General features: G+C 59.6%; 13 protein-coding genes and 2 pseudogenes. 7 read left to right on the top strand and 8 right to left on the bottom strand.

Going from position 1 to position 14,539, the window contains the following annotated elements; all coding sequences use genetic code 11:
- The first annotated feature begins 31 nt into the window (after positions 1-31).
- A complete protein-coding gene (locus B0G74_RS31985; protein ID WP_132379926.1) occupies positions 32-655 on the top strand; it encodes a TetR/AcrR family transcriptional regulator in 624 nt (207 codons plus the stop codon).
- 129 nt (positions 656-784) lie between these two features.
- The gene (locus B0G74_RS31980) at positions 785-1,723 is read left to right on the top strand and encodes an alpha/beta fold hydrolase (RefSeq protein ID WP_132379924.1); all 939 of its coding nucleotides are present in this window, start codon (positions 785-787) and stop codon (positions 1,721-1,723) included.
- A gap of 83 nt (positions 1,724-1,806) precedes the next feature.
- Here B0G74_RS31980 and B0G74_RS46910 read toward each other — a convergent pair.
- Both B0G74_RS46910 and B0G74_RS31970 read right to left on the bottom strand, forming a co-directional pair.
- Positions 1,807-2,043 (bottom strand): annotated as a pseudogene (locus tag B0G74_RS46910) (IS6 family transposase); the annotation flags it as partial.
- Between the two features lie 327 nt (positions 2,044-2,370).
- Positions 2,371-2,621 (bottom strand): annotated as a pseudogene (locus B0G74_RS31970) (NmrA family NAD(P)-binding protein); the annotation flags it as partial.
- A gap of 102 nt (positions 2,622-2,723) precedes the next feature.
- Between B0G74_RS31970 and B0G74_RS31965 the strand changes: the two are divergent.
- The 4 genes from B0G74_RS31965 (at position 2,724) to B0G74_RS31950 (ending at position 7,125) form a co-directional block, all read left to right on the top strand.
- A complete protein-coding gene (locus B0G74_RS31965) occupies positions 2,724-3,677 on the top strand; it encodes a LysR family transcriptional regulator (RefSeq protein ID WP_132379922.1) in 954 nt (317 codons plus the stop codon).
- 483 nt (positions 3,678-4,160) lie between these two features.
- Entirely contained in the window at positions 4,161-4,484 is a 324-nt protein-coding gene (locus B0G74_RS31960; RefSeq protein WP_132379920.1) for a DUF4148 domain-containing protein, read from the top strand.
- A 387-nt stretch (positions 4,485-4,871) separates the two neighbouring features.
- Positions 4,872-5,729: an NmrA family NAD(P)-binding protein gene (locus B0G74_RS31955; protein WP_132379918.1), complete on the top strand. Its 858-nt coding sequence runs from the start codon at positions 4,872-4,874 to the stop codon at positions 5,727-5,729.
- A gap of 208 nt (positions 5,730-5,937) precedes the next feature.
- Positions 5,938-7,125: an MFS transporter gene (locus tag B0G74_RS31950; RefSeq protein ID WP_207915741.1), complete on the top strand. Its 1,188-nt coding sequence runs from the start codon at positions 5,938-5,940 to the stop codon at positions 7,123-7,125.
- An 84-nt stretch (positions 7,126-7,209) separates the two neighbouring features.
- Here B0G74_RS31950 and B0G74_RS31945 read toward each other — a convergent pair whose 3' ends face one another.
- The 4 genes from B0G74_RS31945 to B0G74_RS31930 are packed head-to-tail and all read right to left on the bottom strand — an operon-like array spanning position 7,210 to position 11,310.
- Positions 7,210-8,499: an amidase gene (locus B0G74_RS31945; protein WP_132381221.1), complete on the bottom strand. Its 1,290-nt coding sequence runs from the start codon at positions 8,497-8,499 to the stop codon at positions 7,210-7,212.
- A gap of 42 nt (positions 8,500-8,541) precedes the next feature.
- Positions 8,542-9,468: a polysaccharide deacetylase family protein gene (locus tag B0G74_RS31940; protein ID WP_132379916.1), complete on the bottom strand. Its 927-nt coding sequence runs from the start codon at positions 9,466-9,468 to the stop codon at positions 8,542-8,544.
- Between the two features lie 14 nt (positions 9,469-9,482).
- Positions 9,483-9,977, bottom strand: a complete 495-nt coding sequence (locus B0G74_RS31935; RefSeq protein WP_132379914.1) for an ureidoglycolate lyase — start codon at positions 9,975-9,977, stop codon at positions 9,483-9,485.
- Position 9,978: 1 nt separating this feature from the next.
- On the bottom strand, positions 9,979-11,310 hold the full coding sequence (locus tag B0G74_RS31930; protein ID WP_165923961.1) for an MFS transporter: 1,332 nt from the start codon (positions 11,308-11,310) through the stop codon (positions 9,979-9,981).
- A 138-nt stretch (positions 11,311-11,448) separates the two neighbouring features.
- Between B0G74_RS31930 and B0G74_RS31925 the strand changes: the two genes are divergently transcribed.
- Positions 11,449-12,348: a LysR family transcriptional regulator gene (locus B0G74_RS31925; RefSeq protein WP_132379910.1), complete on the top strand. Its 900-nt coding sequence runs from the start codon at positions 11,449-11,451 to the stop codon at positions 12,346-12,348.
- Between the two features lie 125 nt (positions 12,349-12,473).
- On the opposite strand, the gene B0G74_RS31920 is transcribed toward B0G74_RS31925, so the two are convergent.
- Positions 12,474-13,790, bottom strand: a complete 1,317-nt coding sequence (locus B0G74_RS31920) for an amidase (protein WP_132379908.1) — start codon at positions 13,788-13,790, stop codon at positions 12,474-12,476.
- Positions 13,791-14,057: 267 nt separating this feature from the next.
- Positions 14,058-14,471: a RidA family protein gene (locus B0G74_RS31915; protein WP_132379906.1), complete on the bottom strand. Its 414-nt coding sequence runs from the start codon at positions 14,469-14,471 to the stop codon at positions 14,058-14,060.
- Between the last annotated feature and the right edge of the window lie 68 nt (positions 14,472-14,539).

Here is a 14,539-nt window from a genome sequence, read left to right as displayed (position 1 = left end):
TAGGAAGCGATCTCTTCCTATTATACAACCCATGGACAAAAAATCAGTCACACCTTCTCCGGGACCTCGCAGTCCCGGACGCCCACGGGAGTTCGATCTCGATCACGCTCTGGACAAGGCCATCGGCACGTTCAGCGAGAACGGCTATTACGCCACCTCGCTCGGCAAGCTCACGGCTGCGATGGAGATCGCCGAGGGCAGCCTCTACAAGGCCTTCCGCGACAAGCGCGGCGTCTTCCTGGCCGCATTCGAGCGCTACGTCATGCTGCGCAGCGAGCGGCTGGCGCAGGAGTTGGCAAACACACGAACCGCACGCGACAAGGTCAGGGCCATACTCGCCGTCTATGCCGAAGGCAGCCACGGCAAGACCGGCCGGCGCGGCTGCCTCGTCGTGAGCAGCGCTGTCGATCTCGCAAGCTCCGATCCCGAAATGGCGAAGCGCGTCGCCGCCGTGCTCGCGAACCAGGAAAGGCGTCTCGTCGAGTTCATTCGAGAGGGACAGGAAGATGGCTCCGTTTCCTCGCTGGTCGATGCTGCCGTCACCGCCCGCCTGCTGCTGTGCGTGGTGCAGGGAATGCGCGTCCTGGGCAAGACCGGCCGCTCCCGTGAGGAGATGGCAAGTCTTGTCGATAGCGCATTGAAGCTGCTCGACTGAGCATTTGCCTAATTTGGAAGGGGTCTCTTTCTATATGAAACCGGCCACGCCAACCGACCCCCGCGAAACCAGTCCCACCAGGCGATTGGACGCGACCGCTGATCACCCAGACTCGACCAGGAGTACCCCATGACGCATGACGTCGTTCAAACCTCCGCCGCGGACACGTTACCGCCCTTCGACCCTGCGACGTTCTGGACGCAGTTCCACCACGATACCGTCGTGATCAAGGGCGTGCGGCTGCATTTCGTCGAAGGCGGCAGCGGCGCGCCGATCCTGCTGCTGCCCGGCTGGCCGCAGAGCTGGTACGCATGGCGTTATGTGATGCCGCTGCTGGCCAAGGCCGGCCGACGCGTGATCGCGCTCGACCCGCGCGGCATGGGAGACTCCGATCGGCCCGCCTCTGGCTACGAGATGCGTACCGTGGCCGCCGAGCTTCATGGTTTCGTCGAGGCGCTGAAACTGACCGCCAACGGGCCTGTCGACATCGTCGGTCACGATCTCGGCACCTGGATCGGCTATGCCTATGCGGCCGAATGGCCGGGCGACGTGAAGCGGCTCGCCGTGTTCGACGCGGCGCTGCCCGGCATCACCCCGCCGCCGCCGGCCGGCATTCCCTCGGCGGAGGCGAATGTGAAGACCTGGCACCTGGCCTTCAACCGGCTCGATGATCTGCCGGAGATCCTGCTGCAGGGACGCGAGCGGGAGTTCCTGACTTGGCTGTTCAGGGCGAAGTCCACTCGTCCCTGGACGATCACACCGGCGGATATCGGTGAATATGTGCGCGTCAACGCCGCCCCTGGCGCGACGCGGGCGGCGCTTTCCTACCAACGACACAATCTCGGGCCCGAAGGAATCGCGCACACTCGGGCCCGCGCCGAGCGCAAGCTCGCCATGCCGGTACTCGCTGTCGGCGCGGAGAGCGGAGTCGGAGCAATGCTGCTCGACACGATGCGCTTAGTCGCAGTGGATGTGCGGGGTGCCGTGTTTGCTGGCTGTGGGCACTATATGCCCGAAGAAGCCCCTCGCGCAGTCGCCGAGCAAATCATCAGGTTCATGGGTAAATGAATGCGGCCGCAAGCCCACTCGCGACGGCACTGTCAAGTTGACGAGCGTAGGCTACATGTCTGAATCAAGAGTAGTTATCCTTATCAGATAACCAGGTTGGCTGCGGTTGGGACCGGCCTGTCTTGCCATGTGGCGATGCGTTCTTTTAGTATGGCGCGATGACAATCCGCGTTCATCTGATGTCTGGGCAGCGCGAAGTGCTGCCGGAACGGGCCGGAGCATGAGAGAAACGCCTGCGTGGGACGCGCGTCGCGAAAGTCGCACATCTGGCGCTCGCGCCTGCGGGTTGGTTGGTGGCTATTCTCGGCGCGGTTTGTCACGCGAGCAGCCGCTTTGATAAAGACGTGCTTTACCTGAGCGACTTCAGGAATATCAGCCTCGAGCGAGGCAGCGCTGTAGCAACTATCTCGAAGCGGAAAATCTCAGGAGCGGGGAGCCTCGGCCATGAACCGACCGATCGCGTGCGGAGCCGCGTTGATGAAGGCGTCAATTGTTACATCGAGAACAGTTTGGCTTAGCTCGTGGTCCGTTGACGTGCCAAAGGCGCAACGCCGAATTCCATGATAGAAAATCCCACCGTGAAAGGACCATACGTAGTCAAGTTCGTCTTCCGTAATGGGAATGTCGACCCCAGACGCCATCCCGTACTCTGGAAACCCGTGTGCCGGATCGAAATTCGGAGGTAGCAAAATGAACACTGCTTCCGCCCCGTCAAAGGCACGCGCCAAGGCGACTGCGTGGTTCATTTGAGCTACTGCCACCTCGCATCCCTGGTTTGCCCAGTCCTCTCCTTTTTGCTGGATCACGAACGACTCCACGCACTTCCAGTGCCTGCAGCAAGCAGAACACGTGCAACGACACCTACTACTTGCCCGGTAATTCCAGTAACCGCAAACATCTGCCCCTCCTGATTCGCATCGTTCGATGGGGCAATTTTGCGCGCCGACACGTCTTTTCGCGATAACATCAGTGTCATTTCATATATGCTGCGAGGGCATTGATGGCCGGCTTCGACGAACGAATTCTGAACGGGATGGGTGTTCTGTCCGCGATAGTCGACACCGGCAGTTTCGCTGCTGCGGGTGACATGCTCGACATGTCTCAGTCGGGTGTCAGCCGCTGCATAGCACGGCTTGAAACGCGCCTAGGGGTCCGTCTCCTGGACCGCACGACGCGTTCTGTCACGCTGACGGATGAGGGCCGCCGCCTTTACGAGCAAGTGATGCCACTGCTTGCGGCGCTTGAAGAGGCCGCGACGTCCGCTACCGAGGGAGCGACAGCGGTACGCGGTCGCCTGAGGGTCAATGTCGATCCATTTTTTTCCCGCCTGCTCCTTGCCCCGAAGCTAGGGTCATTTATCGATCAGTATCCGGAGCTCCGACTGGAATTGGTCACAAGAGATCAGCTCGGCGATATGATCGCCGACGGCTTTGACCTAGCGGTCCGATTTGGTGAACCGCGACCTTCCAGTCTTGTGGCACGAAAGCTTCTCGATACGCGCATCCTGACCGTTGCAGCGCCCGCCTATCTCAAGCGCAAGGGCCGCCCCGAGCAACCCTCCGAGCTCGAAAATGACGCTCACCAATGCATAAGGTTCCGGGACCCCGAAACAGGGCGACCCTTCGACTGGGAATTTCACCGCGGGCGCAAGAAAATTTCCATTGAGGTGGCTGGGCGACTCACTGTCAACGATGTCGGCACAATGCATAGCGTCTGCGTGGCCGGGCACGCCATTGCTCAGGTGATGGAGCTCGGTGTAGAACAACTACTCGCGGATGGCCGGCTCGTGGAGTTGTTCCCCGACTGGCCCGACGATAGATTCCCACTTTACGCACTCTATCCGTCCCGCCATCATGTTCCGGCAAAGGTGCGCATGTTTCTCGATTTCATTGTGTCGCTCAGCGCAGCCCCAGAAAAGATGCCCGATAGGCGAACCAAGGCTAGCCGTCCCTAACGGCCAAGTCGCTCACTATCTTTTGGCTCAAAAGGTTGTCGCGTATAGATGAGCGGTTCACCCGTCCTCCCATGACCCTGCACTGACGAGTCTAGATCTCCCGGCTGTTAAAAAAAACCGGCGCATTTCCGAGACTTTAACGACACACGTCCCCTATCGCGGTAGACAGTAGCGTCCGGCTCCCCGCTAACCCGTCGTCCGTCGCGACCTCAAGACGTAGCGGGGAGGTCATAACCCCAGCCCGTCTCCCAACGACGCGGATACCTGCCGAACATTTTGCCAGCCGCACTGGCCGCAGAATTTTGCTGCGCCGCGTTTCGGTAGCGCGATTCACTTCAGCCTGTCAGTTTCCCGGCGATTCATTTCATGACAATACGGCATCGATTAGATGACTGCAATGCTATTTCAGTTTCATCTCCTTTTGTCCAGAATCCATCCCACACCATACGTTCTTCTTTTAACCCAAACCGAAGGAGATTTGCCATGAACTTCCGCCAACTCACCCTGGTCGTCGCAACTGCCCTCGTCTTTCCAATCGCGAGCCATGCCCAGGAAACGGCTTCCACTGTAACCCGTGCCCAGGTCCGCGCCGAACTCGTTCAGCTTGAAAAGGCCGGCTACACGCCTGGCCGCGCCAACGATCCCCACTACCCGGACGACATTCAAGCCGCTGAGACCAAGATTAGCGCACAGCGCAACACCGATGCCAACGTCGAAACCAGTTTCGGCGGCGTACAGGACAGCCGTACGGAATCGGGCAGCCGCACTGTCGTTAATGGGCTCGGTTCAATTTATGCGCATCGCTGAACCATATGCCGTCCGGCGCGAAAGTATCTACACTCTGCCTCGCCGGACGGGCGGCTTTCAGGCTGGACTCTCGTCCGCCCGAACTACCTGTAGTAAATCGCCCGCGCGCTTTACTACGTACCAAATGCCAGCATGCGCAGCCCTGCTACTGTCACAAGTCTTGAATCCACTCGTGATCTTTGATGACATTGTGTCATATCACTTCTGACGTGACGGATATTCATTTACCAAGTCGTTCAACATAAGCTCCAAGAAACTTCATCGGAAGGCAGCGATGCGTCGAATCAACGCTCTGCCAAGTTATTCGCCATCAACCAATTGCTTGGATACCAGACTGGGCGGTCTATTCGCCTGACAGGTTTAATACCGTTTAAAGGACTAGGTCAAATGTACGCGATTACAGGAATTACAGGAAAAGTCGGCGGTGTCGTCGCCCGAACGCTTTTGAAGGCAGGACTGCCTGTTCGTGCCGTTGTCCGAGACATCGCAAAGGGTCAGCCATGGGCGGAGCTCGGTTGCGAAATCGCTCTTGCGGAAATCGGCGACGCCGAGGCGCTTACGAAGGCTTTTGAGGGTGCAGACGGCGTGTTCTTGATGACACCTCCAAACTACGATCCCCAACCTGGCTTCCCGGAAACGCAGGCGAACGCTGTTGCAGTCAAGAAAGCGCTGGAGACTGCGCGGCCAAAACAGGTAGTATTCCTTTCGACAGTTGGTGCGCACATCGCCGAACCGAACCTGCTCAATAACTCCAAGATGACCGAGGAGATGCTTCGCACCCTGGACCTCCCGGTGTGCATGCTCCGTGCGGCCTGGTTCATGGAAAACGCAGCGTGGGATGTAGATGCGGCGCGCACCGGGGCAATTCATTGCTTCCTGCAACCGCAAGACCATCCAATACCGATGGTGGCCGCTGATGAGATAGGAAGCAACGCCGCAGAAATCCTTCGTGACGAATGGACCGGCGTGCGAATTGTCGAACTGGAGGGGCCTGCGCGCTATAGCGCAAACGACATCGCGTCCGGGTTCAGCGCCGCCCTCGGCCGTCCTGTGCGCATGGTCCCGGTGCCGCGCGATACATGGGAAACACTGTTCCGGTCCCAAGGCATGCAATATCCAATGCCCCGTATTCGGATGATCGATGGATTCAACGAGGGTTGGATTGACTTCCAGGGCGGTATTGGTATTGAGCACCGCAAAGGCCAAATTCCTCTCGATGATGTCCTGAAGGCGCTTGTCGCGTAACTGGGCAAAGATACGTCGACAGAAAATCGGTTTCTGTCTCCCGCTACCTATCCGCCCGAACAAATGACAAGATGGCATTGATGAGATGAGAGTCGCGATATTGTTGGCTCGGAGGAGTTCTCGGAAAATCGACCCGTTGATTAGTTAATCGGACGGCTGGGGGTTGAGCAAAACGTAGTCAACGCTCAGCCGCAAATCAGGGGTTACAGTGGCGACAGATCTATCAATTGAGGAATCGCACGGTTCCTCAACTCACCGCATCGGCTTTGCGATGACTGCGCTTATGGCGCTCGCATGCGGACTTATCGCAGCCAGCAGTTACCTCGCACAACCTCTTATCGTCTTCATCGGGCCCAAGGTCGGACTGCCGCTTTGGGGCGCAAGTCTGGTCATGACACTCAGCCAGGCCGGCTACTGCGTCGGACTAGTCCTTCTCGCCCCACTCGGCGATCTCCTGGAAAATCGACGACTCGTTTTGTTGACACTTACCGGACTCTGCGTCGCGTTGACTGTGATGGCGGGCGCTACCAATGTTGTTTTGCTCCTGGCGGCCGCGTTTTCTCTTGGTGTCGGAACCACCGCCGTACAGATGCTTATCCCTTTGGCGGCGCACATGACTGACGATGCGTCCCGAGGTCGAGTAGTTGGCAAGATCACTGGCGGATTACTCGCAGGCATCATGCTTGCGCGACCTGTCGCGAGCGTCGCTGAAAACGTCGTGGGGTGGCGTGGTCTATATATTCTCGACGCCGTCATTCTTGTCGCGCTCTCGTTTCTTCTCAGTCGCCAGCTTCCAGTTAGGCAACCGGACGCAAAGCACGACTACAAGGCGTTGATCGGATCTTTACGTTCGCTAACGCGAACGCACCGAGCCCTACGGCAACTCTCGGCGGCCCAGGCATGCCTATTCGCGGCATTTAGCCTCTTTTGGGGTACTGCGCCAATCATCCTCATGCACCGATTCGGGTTCAACTCGACGGCAGTGGCATTGTTCGCGCTCGTCGGCGCGGCCGGCGCATTGTCGGCACCTGTCGCTGGCTATGCCGCCGACCATGGGTTCGGACGGATTGGTCGCATGGGTGCGATTTCGCTTGTCGTCTGCGGGTTCGCGGTGGCGGGGACCCTGGATTCGGTGGCAGGATGGGTCATAGGAGCGCTGATGATCGACGCAGGTGTGCAGGCATCCCACGTCATTTCACAGCGAACCATTCTAGCGCTGGACCGATCAGCCAGCAGTCGCCTGAACAGTCTGTACATTGCCATCTTCTTCCTTGGCGGTGCCTTGGGCTCTGCTCTGGTCTCGCCCCTGCTGCTGATCAATTGGCGATGCACCGCAACGGCAGGTGCGCTGATTGCCTCATTGGCCGCGGTATTTTTTCCAGGCAAGATGCAATGATCAGCGCGGCTAGCAGTCGGGCCAAGGGGCGCGTCGAGCGCGCGAACCACTACCACACGCGCTTTCCACGATCCGGACGAACGCCTATCGATCGGCGTGGTTTCGCCGATCGACAAACTTGTGCAGAGCGAGTGCCCAGCCAATTAACTCCCTGTCCGTACCCGGCTTCCCAACCAGTTGCACACCGACCGGCAGGCCGTCCTCGCTCAACGCAGTGGGCAAATGGATGCACGGCCAGCCCAGCAGGGACCACGCTTTATTGAAGGCCGCGGTTCCAGTCGATTCGAGTCCTCTTGGAGCCGGACCCAAAGCGCTCGACGTCAGGACAACGTCCGCATCGCCGAAGTAATCCGCCCAACACAAACGCTGGGTGTCTTGCCACGCCTTCATCTCGCGATAAGTCTGCGCCGGCATCTCCAGTCCTTGGTCGATAGCCTCACGCAACGGCCGGCTCAGTTGCGCTGCGTGCTCCAAGGCCACCGGTAAGAGGCTGCGCGCCAGTTCGTAACGCATGATCACCGAATGCGCTTCGAGAAATCTGGCTGGGTCGGTTAATTCAGGGACCGGTTCGATCGTCGACAGATCGCGAAGCGCACTCCTCGCATCTTCGAGAGCGGCCTGTGCAGCGTGTTCCAGCACATGTCCGGGATTGCCCGGCAAAAAACCGATCTTTACCGTCCGCATATGTTCGGTTGAGTACAACTGAGGTGGAACATCGGGGAGCATGACTTCCGCGACCCGCGCCACGTCAGCCACATCGGCGCAGTACCAGCCGATCACATCCAGCGACTCGCACATTATCTTCGTACCGTCGCGACCGAGCGCCCCGAAACTCGGCTTGAAACCGACGACACCGCAAAACGCCGCCGGCCGGATCATCGATCCGCCGGTTTGCGTGCCCAATGCCATTGGCACCATGCCTGCGGCTACGGCAGCGGCCGAGCCGCTCGATGAGCCTCCCGGCGTATGTTGGCGGTTTGCCGGATTGCGCGTGGGTCCCGGCGTCATATAAGCGAATTCGGCCGTCACCGTCTTGCCGATCGGCACCGCTCCGGCTCGCCGTAACAAGGCGACGCAGGATGCATCGAATTGGGAGGGCGAAGTGTTGCAGGCCTCGGAACCGCATCGCGTCGGCATGCCGGCCACGTCGATGATGTCCTTCACGCCGAATGGAACCCCCGCCAGCGGACCGGATGCGCTCCGCGCGGACGCGTCAATGAGGTCGCTCGCAGACGCGACATGCGACCAAGCGTTCAACTCCCGTTCTCGCCGTGCAATGACCGAAAGCGCACGGCGCGCTGCATCGAGTGAGTCGTCCACGCCCGTTTGCACTCGACGGGAAATCTCGACGACGGAATAGGCACCGGTTGCCATTTTCATTCCGGGATCATCAATAGTGGCAGCGCTGCACTTTCTTCAACTCCGCCCTGCCGCGCTGAAAGGATGTTCCTGCAACCAGTGATTCGCGATATCGATGCGGCGGCACATCCACACATCCTCCCGCCCCGCGAGGCTGTCGAGCAAACGCTCGAGTCCCGCGGCACGGCCAGGATGACCGATCAAACGCATGTGCAGCCCGATAGACATCATCTTCGGCGCTTGAGCGCCTTCGCGGCACAGCATCTCGACCGCGTCGTTGACGAACATGTAGAAGTCCTCCCCGGTCGCCATCGCGCCGCGCGCGAACTTGACATCGTTATTTGTCAGGCTATACGGAATCACCAGATGCGGCTGCTGTTGCACCGTCGTCCAGTACGGGAGCTCGTCGTTGTACGCGTCAGAATCGTAGATGAATCCACCATGCTCAACCAGCAGCTTGCGAGTATGAACGGTCGGCGCATAACGGCAATACCAACCCGCTGGTGGCCGTCCCGTGGAGCGGGTAATAGATTCGAAGGCACGCCTGATTTCCTCCGCTTCCTGCTCTTCAGTGAGATCTTGCGCCCTCACCCAGCGCCGACCGTGACTGCACACGTCCATGTCGCCATCGCGGATTACTTGCGCGAATTCCGGATTGCGCTCCAGCGCCTGCGCACAGGCGAACGCGGTGGCGGGCAAACTGCGCTCCTCCAGCAGGCGCAGCACGCGCCAGATACCCACCCGGCTCCCGTACTCGAACATCGACTCGGCAGCGAGATCGCGGCCTTCGAAGCCGCCCGCCCCTCCTTCGCCCAGGCCACTTTCAGAGTGGCCGTCGCCATCAGGGAAGGACGCTTCCGCGCCTTCCTCATAGTTGATGACGATATTGACTGCGAGTCGGGCGTCGTTGGGCCACCGGGGGTGGGGCGGCCGGCGTCCATAGCCGGTGAAGTTCCGTTCCAGGTGATCGTATTTGCCGTCCATTGCGTGCTCCTGCTCTATAGCGCGACCATAACAGGCTCGGCCAGTCTCGTTACGACGGTGTCATCGCTGCGGCCACTGTCCGCCATGATCACCGCTACCTCATTGACGTCGTCGAGCGACGTAAACGCGAAGTGCCAGACCGAGCGTCGATAGCACACGCCCTGGCCGCCGTCACTGGTAAAAGCGGAGAGCGTGGCGAGGTCGGGAAGGCCGTCTTCGCCGGGTAGTGCAACCGCGATCAGGTATGGAACCTCGCGCATCGGAATGAAGGTCTGATGCGAGTGCGGATGGCATTCCATCGTATCGATGGTGATTGACCGAGTCCGGCTCGGCTGCAAGCGGTTAATCCATAGACGCGGCGTAGTGCCGGCGTCGAGTCCGGCAAACGGCATTGAAAAATCGCGCCGTCGCTGTTCGGTCTTGTTTTCGAGAACTTCGCCATAAACCTCGAACGCGTTCGCGCTTAATGGCTTTACATCGATGTACGGTGCTGCGCCTGCCGTCGTCATATCAAACTGCCTTCCCTAAAGCACGTCGCGATGTAGTGAACATCGGTGTGCGACTAAAGAGTACCGTTAGCACGGTTCCCAAGACCAAAAAGCCCGCAAAAATCCACGCCGGGAGAGCGAATCCACCGCTGACCTGACGACTCCATCCCAGCAGACTGGGTGCGATCACACCAGACAGGTTAGCCAATGAATTAATGACGCCAATTGCCACGGCGGCCGCTGTGCCGGTCATCAATTCGGAAGGCAGTGTCCATAGCAGCGCGTTGGAAGCATAGACGCCCATCGCCGCGAAGCAGAGAGCGATCATGGCGGCCCAGTGCACGGGCAACAGGAACGCGAGAGCAATGAAACCGAGCGCACCGAACAGCGTCGCCGTGGCCAGATGCGCGACGCGTTCGCGATGGGTATCGGAATGGCGCGCCCATGACACCATTGCAATCACGCCAGCAAGATATGGTACGGCGCTCAGAAAACCGACCGTCGTATTGCTATAGCCAAAACTCTTGATGATCTGCGGCAAAAAGAACGCGATGCCGGTCGTACCAAATACGATGCAAAACAGCGTGCCGGCCAGCAGCAAGACAGCGCGGTTCGCGAACGCTGCTGACAACGGATAGCGTGCCTCTGAGTCGAGTGCGCGACGCTCGCTCTCGAGCATGCGTTCCAACCTGTCCTTGTCGTCAGAGCTCAGCCACGTCACGTCCGCGGGATGATCGGCCAGCCACCATAGACAACCGATGCCGAGTACAACCGCGGGGATGGCTTCCAGTAGAAACATCCATTGCCACCCGCGCAGGCCAGATACGCCGTTCATGCCGTCGAGGATCAGTCCGGAAATCGGACCGCCGATCAGGCCCGACAGTGGGATTGCAACGATGAAAATGCCTGTGACCCGTCCCCGGTAACTCGCGGTGAACCATCGGCTCAAGTAAACCACAATGCCCGGGAAGAAGCCTGCTTCTGCCATGCCAAGCAGGAAGCGCAGTACATAGAAACTCTTCTCGCCCGATACGAACATCATGGCGCCGGAGACCAGCCCCCAGGTCACCAGGATGCGTGCGATCCATCTTCTTGGCCCGACCTTCGAGAGTATGAAGTTGCTTGGCACCTCGAACAGAAAATAGCTGACGAAAAACGCACTCGCCCCGATTCCGTATGCAACGCTCGACAGCCCGACGTCCGCGTTCATCTGCAGCGACGCGAAGGCAATATTGACCCGGTCGACGAACGCGACGAAATAAAGCAGCATCAGGAAAGGCAGAATTCTCCACGCCACCTTTGTCATGACCGTTTGTTCGACACCGGAAAAGTTGACGCTTGCGACTTTATTCATTGGGGTGTCTCGGTCTGAGGGGGTTGGGCCGTTACGGCGCGCATCCGGTCTTCGGGATGCGATAACTGGCATTATCAAAAGCGGCCTTACAATAATCAACTATTGAAAATTATTCACACCGTATAAGAAAAGGTTATTGTGAACACGAGACTGCTGGGTATCTTCAGGACCGTCATGACGTCGCAGACCACGGTCGGTGCTAGCCGTGTGCTGGGGATCTCGCAGCCGGCTGTCAGCACTGCGCTCGGCCAACTTGAATCGGAACTTGGATTCCCGCTCTTCAATCGCGTGGGAAACCGGCTGGTCCCGCGCGAGGAGGCTAAGCTGCTGTTCAGCGCATCAGAAGCCATGTTCATGTATTCCGAGGCTCTCGACCAGACCGTCGAGGACATCAAGGAGAACCGCCTCGGACATGTGCGTGTGAGCGCCACGCCGCAGCTCGGGCACTCAATACTTCCGCAGGCAATTCAGCGTTTCATGATCGGCAAACCCGACGTAAAGGTGTTCTGCGACGTCGTCGATTCATTCAAGGTGATCGAAAGCGTTGAAGCGCTGGCGGCCGATTTCGGCCTGGCGATGGCGCTCGAACCCGAGCTTGACCAGTCGCTGAAGATGGTGAAGATCGCGTCGATCGAGATGGTTTGCGTCGTGCCCCATGGACATCCGCTTGCGCGGCGCAAACGCGTCGTGCCGGCCGATCTCGAGCCGTATCCGCTGATCGGTCTGTCGAGTCTGGCGCGCGTCAGCACGCAAATTGCTGCGGCATTCCGCGACGCCGGCGTCCCGTACCGCGTGGCGGTCGAGACACGCTATTCGGAGACCGCGTGCAGGCTGGTAGGCGCCGGCGCCGGTGTCGCGGTGGTCGACGCACTGTCGGCCGTCGCACATACCGGTCAGCAGCCGATTGTCGCGCTGCCGTTTCGGCCGAAGAACACGATCGACGCGTGGGCGATTTCCTCGAAAGACCGCCCTCTGACGCGACTCGCGGAAGCGTTGCTGGTTGAAGCACGTGATGCGATAAAAGCTCTTCGGCCATAGGGCCCGTTAAACCTCAGATCCCAACCCGATCGGATTCGGGCGCGCGGGCGTGGTCGTGCGACTTTTCGGAAGTCGCGCTCCGTCTGTTCGCGCCCGTGATTAACGGGTCATGCAGGTCACGCTGCTCATTGCCCGATCGCGGGCGGTATGCGCTCATGCCAATCAGTCACCTGCTGATAAGCCTGACCGATACGCAGCGCCAGCGATTCATCATATCCACGGCAAACGATTTGCAGCGAGCTCGGCAAGCGCTCGGCGGTAAAGCCGTTTGGCAGCGACAGCGCGCACATATCGAGAAGGTTGACGAAGCGCGTGAGGCGGGTTGGTTGGTCGTTTTGATTCACCTCGCTGAGCGGTATGGCCACCGTCTCCGTTGTCGGTGTCAAGAACGCGTCCACCCCTGCCAACGCGGTTTTCATCCCCTGCTTCATCTGGTCCCGGCGGTGCAGCGTTGCCAGATAATCCTGAGCCGAGATGCGGGATGCAGCAAGGATGCGAGAGCGGACCACTTCGTCGAGCGGCAGGCGCGGATCCTCGACGAGATGACCGTGAGTGAAATACGCCTCCGCCATCGTGACGTTGGTCATTGAAATGAATTCAACGAGGCTAAACGGCAGAGCGATATCGACGATCTCCGCGCCGAGCCCGCTCAGCACTGCAAGTGAGCGGTCGTAAGCGTCCAGCACATCGGCCGCGACACCCAATCTTTCCTCGGACGGAAGGCGCGCGAGCCGCAGACCGCGGACGCCATGCTCCAGCGTCGAGATGGGATCGGCCGGCAGGTGGCCGCTCGTGCGATGATCGCGCGGGTCGGGGCCCTGCAGGAGATCGAAAAGCAGTGCCACGTCCCGAACTGTATGAGCCATCGGACCGGGCGTATCAAGAGTGGGGCTGAGCGGCAGGATGCCATACGTGCTGATTCGACCGATCGACGTTTTCAGCCCGGTAATGCCGCACCACGCAGCGGGCTGGCGGATCGAGCAACCGGTGTCGGTACCCAGCGCCCAAGGCGCGAGGCGGGCCGCGACGGCGACGGCGGAGCCGCTGCTCGAGCCTCCAGGCGTGCGCGGCACGTCAGCGTCCCACGGATTCCACGGTGTGCCTCGATGCTGGTTCATCCCCCACGCGCCACAAGCGAATTCCACCGTGTGCGTTTTGCCAAGCGCGATCATCCCTTGGCTCACCAGGCGACGCACGACCGTTGCCGTTACGGTCGCGCGATGATCAAGCCGGCTCGCGGAGCCGCCTGTCGTGATCCGCCCTTCGATGTCGATGATGTCTTTGATGGCCACCGGGATACCATGCCAAGGTCCCACCGCATGGCCCGAACGAATCGCCTTATCCGCTGCCTCAGCGGCGAGTCTCGCCTCTGGCGCATAAACCTCCACGAATGCGTGGAGCTTCGGGTCGTGCGTTGCGATACGCGCGAGCAGCGCATCCATCAAGTCCACAGGCGACAGACGCCGTGCCGCGATTTCCCGCGACAGGACATACGCGGGTGCGAGAGTAATATTGTCAGTCAAGTCAGGATCTCCACTTCATGCCGAGTACAGGCCCTCGACAGGTTCGTATAGGCAGCGCGGAACGGTGTGCACTTCGGTCTTACTGCATATTGACCAGACTCGCATATTATTCGCAACTTCAGGCGTTGCGCACAGCCGCGTGGCTCGAACAAAAAAGTCTACGGGATTCCCGGGGCGATTCAAGTATCAAGCGGCAGCTGAATTCGGCCTGCGAGCAATAAAGTCAATTTCGACGAGCGCGTCGCGCGCCAATCCAGTCACGCCTATACAGGTCCGCGCCGGCAATTTCCCAGGCGGGAAACAGGCAGCATAGACCGCGTTCATCGTCGCGTAATCTCGTTTGAACTCGGTCAGAAAGATCCGCACGGAGAGGACATGTTCGAGGCCAAGCCCGATCCCCTTTAACACGAGGACCAGATTGTTCATGACCTGGGTCGTCTGTGCGGCTACGCCTTCTGGAAGCGGTGCGCTGTCATCGTCCGGTGATGTCGGCATCTGGCCAGTGAGAAACACCCAGCCGTTTTGTTCGGTTGCATGCGAGAAGGGACCGACGGGGGTAGGCGCGCCCTCCACCATCCAGAACTTCGTTGATGAATCCATCTGCTGTCACTCCATGAACAAAGAAAAGCGTCGTATGAGTCCGCACCAGCAGCGCTCCCATACCTCGC

It is taken from the genome of Paraburkholderia sp. BL9I2N2 (genome assembly GCF_004339745.1).
GTDB lineage: Bacteria > Pseudomonadota > Gammaproteobacteria > Burkholderiales > Burkholderiaceae > Paraburkholderia.
This window is presented reverse-complemented; position numbering and strand designations above follow the sequence as displayed.

Excerpts from the sequence above, each read along its gene's own strand:
- B0G74_RS31985 (WP_132379926.1), top strand. The coding sequence starts at position 32 with ATGGACAAAAAATCAGTCACACCTTCTCCGGGACCTCGCAGTCCCGGA.
- B0G74_RS31980 (WP_132379924.1), top strand. The coding sequence starts at position 785 with ATGACGCATGACGTCGTTCAAACCTCCGCCGCGGACACGTTACCGCCC.
- B0G74_RS31965 (WP_132379922.1), top strand. The coding sequence starts at position 2,724 with ATGGCCGGCTTCGACGAACGAATTCTGAACGGGATGGGTGTTCTGTCC.
- B0G74_RS31960 (WP_132379920.1), top strand. The coding sequence starts at position 4,161 with ATGAACTTCCGCCAACTCACCCTGGTCGTCGCAACTGCCCTCGTCTTT.
- B0G74_RS31955 (WP_132379918.1), top strand. The coding sequence starts at position 4,872 with ATGTACGCGATTACAGGAATTACAGGAAAAGTCGGCGGTGTCGTCGCC.
- B0G74_RS31945 (WP_132381221.1), bottom strand. The coding sequence starts at position 8,499 with ATGGCAACCGGTGCCTATTCCGTCGTCGAGATTTCCCGTCGAGTGCAA.
- B0G74_RS31940 (WP_132379916.1), bottom strand. The coding sequence starts at position 9,468 with ATGGACGGCAAATACGATCACCTGGAACGGAACTTCACCGGCTATGGA.
- B0G74_RS31935 (WP_132379914.1), bottom strand. The coding sequence starts at position 9,977 with ATGACGACGGCAGGCGCAGCACCGTACATCGATGTAAAGCCATTAAGC.
- B0G74_RS31930 (WP_165923961.1), bottom strand. The coding sequence starts at position 11,310 with ATGAATAAAGTCGCAAGCGTCAACTTTTCCGGTGTCGAACAAACGGTC.
- B0G74_RS31920 (WP_132379908.1), bottom strand. The coding sequence starts at position 13,790 with ATGGATGCGCTGCTCGCGCGTATCGCAACGCACGACCCGAAGCTCCAC.
- B0G74_RS31915 (WP_132379906.1), bottom strand. The coding sequence starts at position 14,471 with ATGGATTCATCAACGAAGTTCTGGATGGTGGAGGGCGCGCCTACCCCC.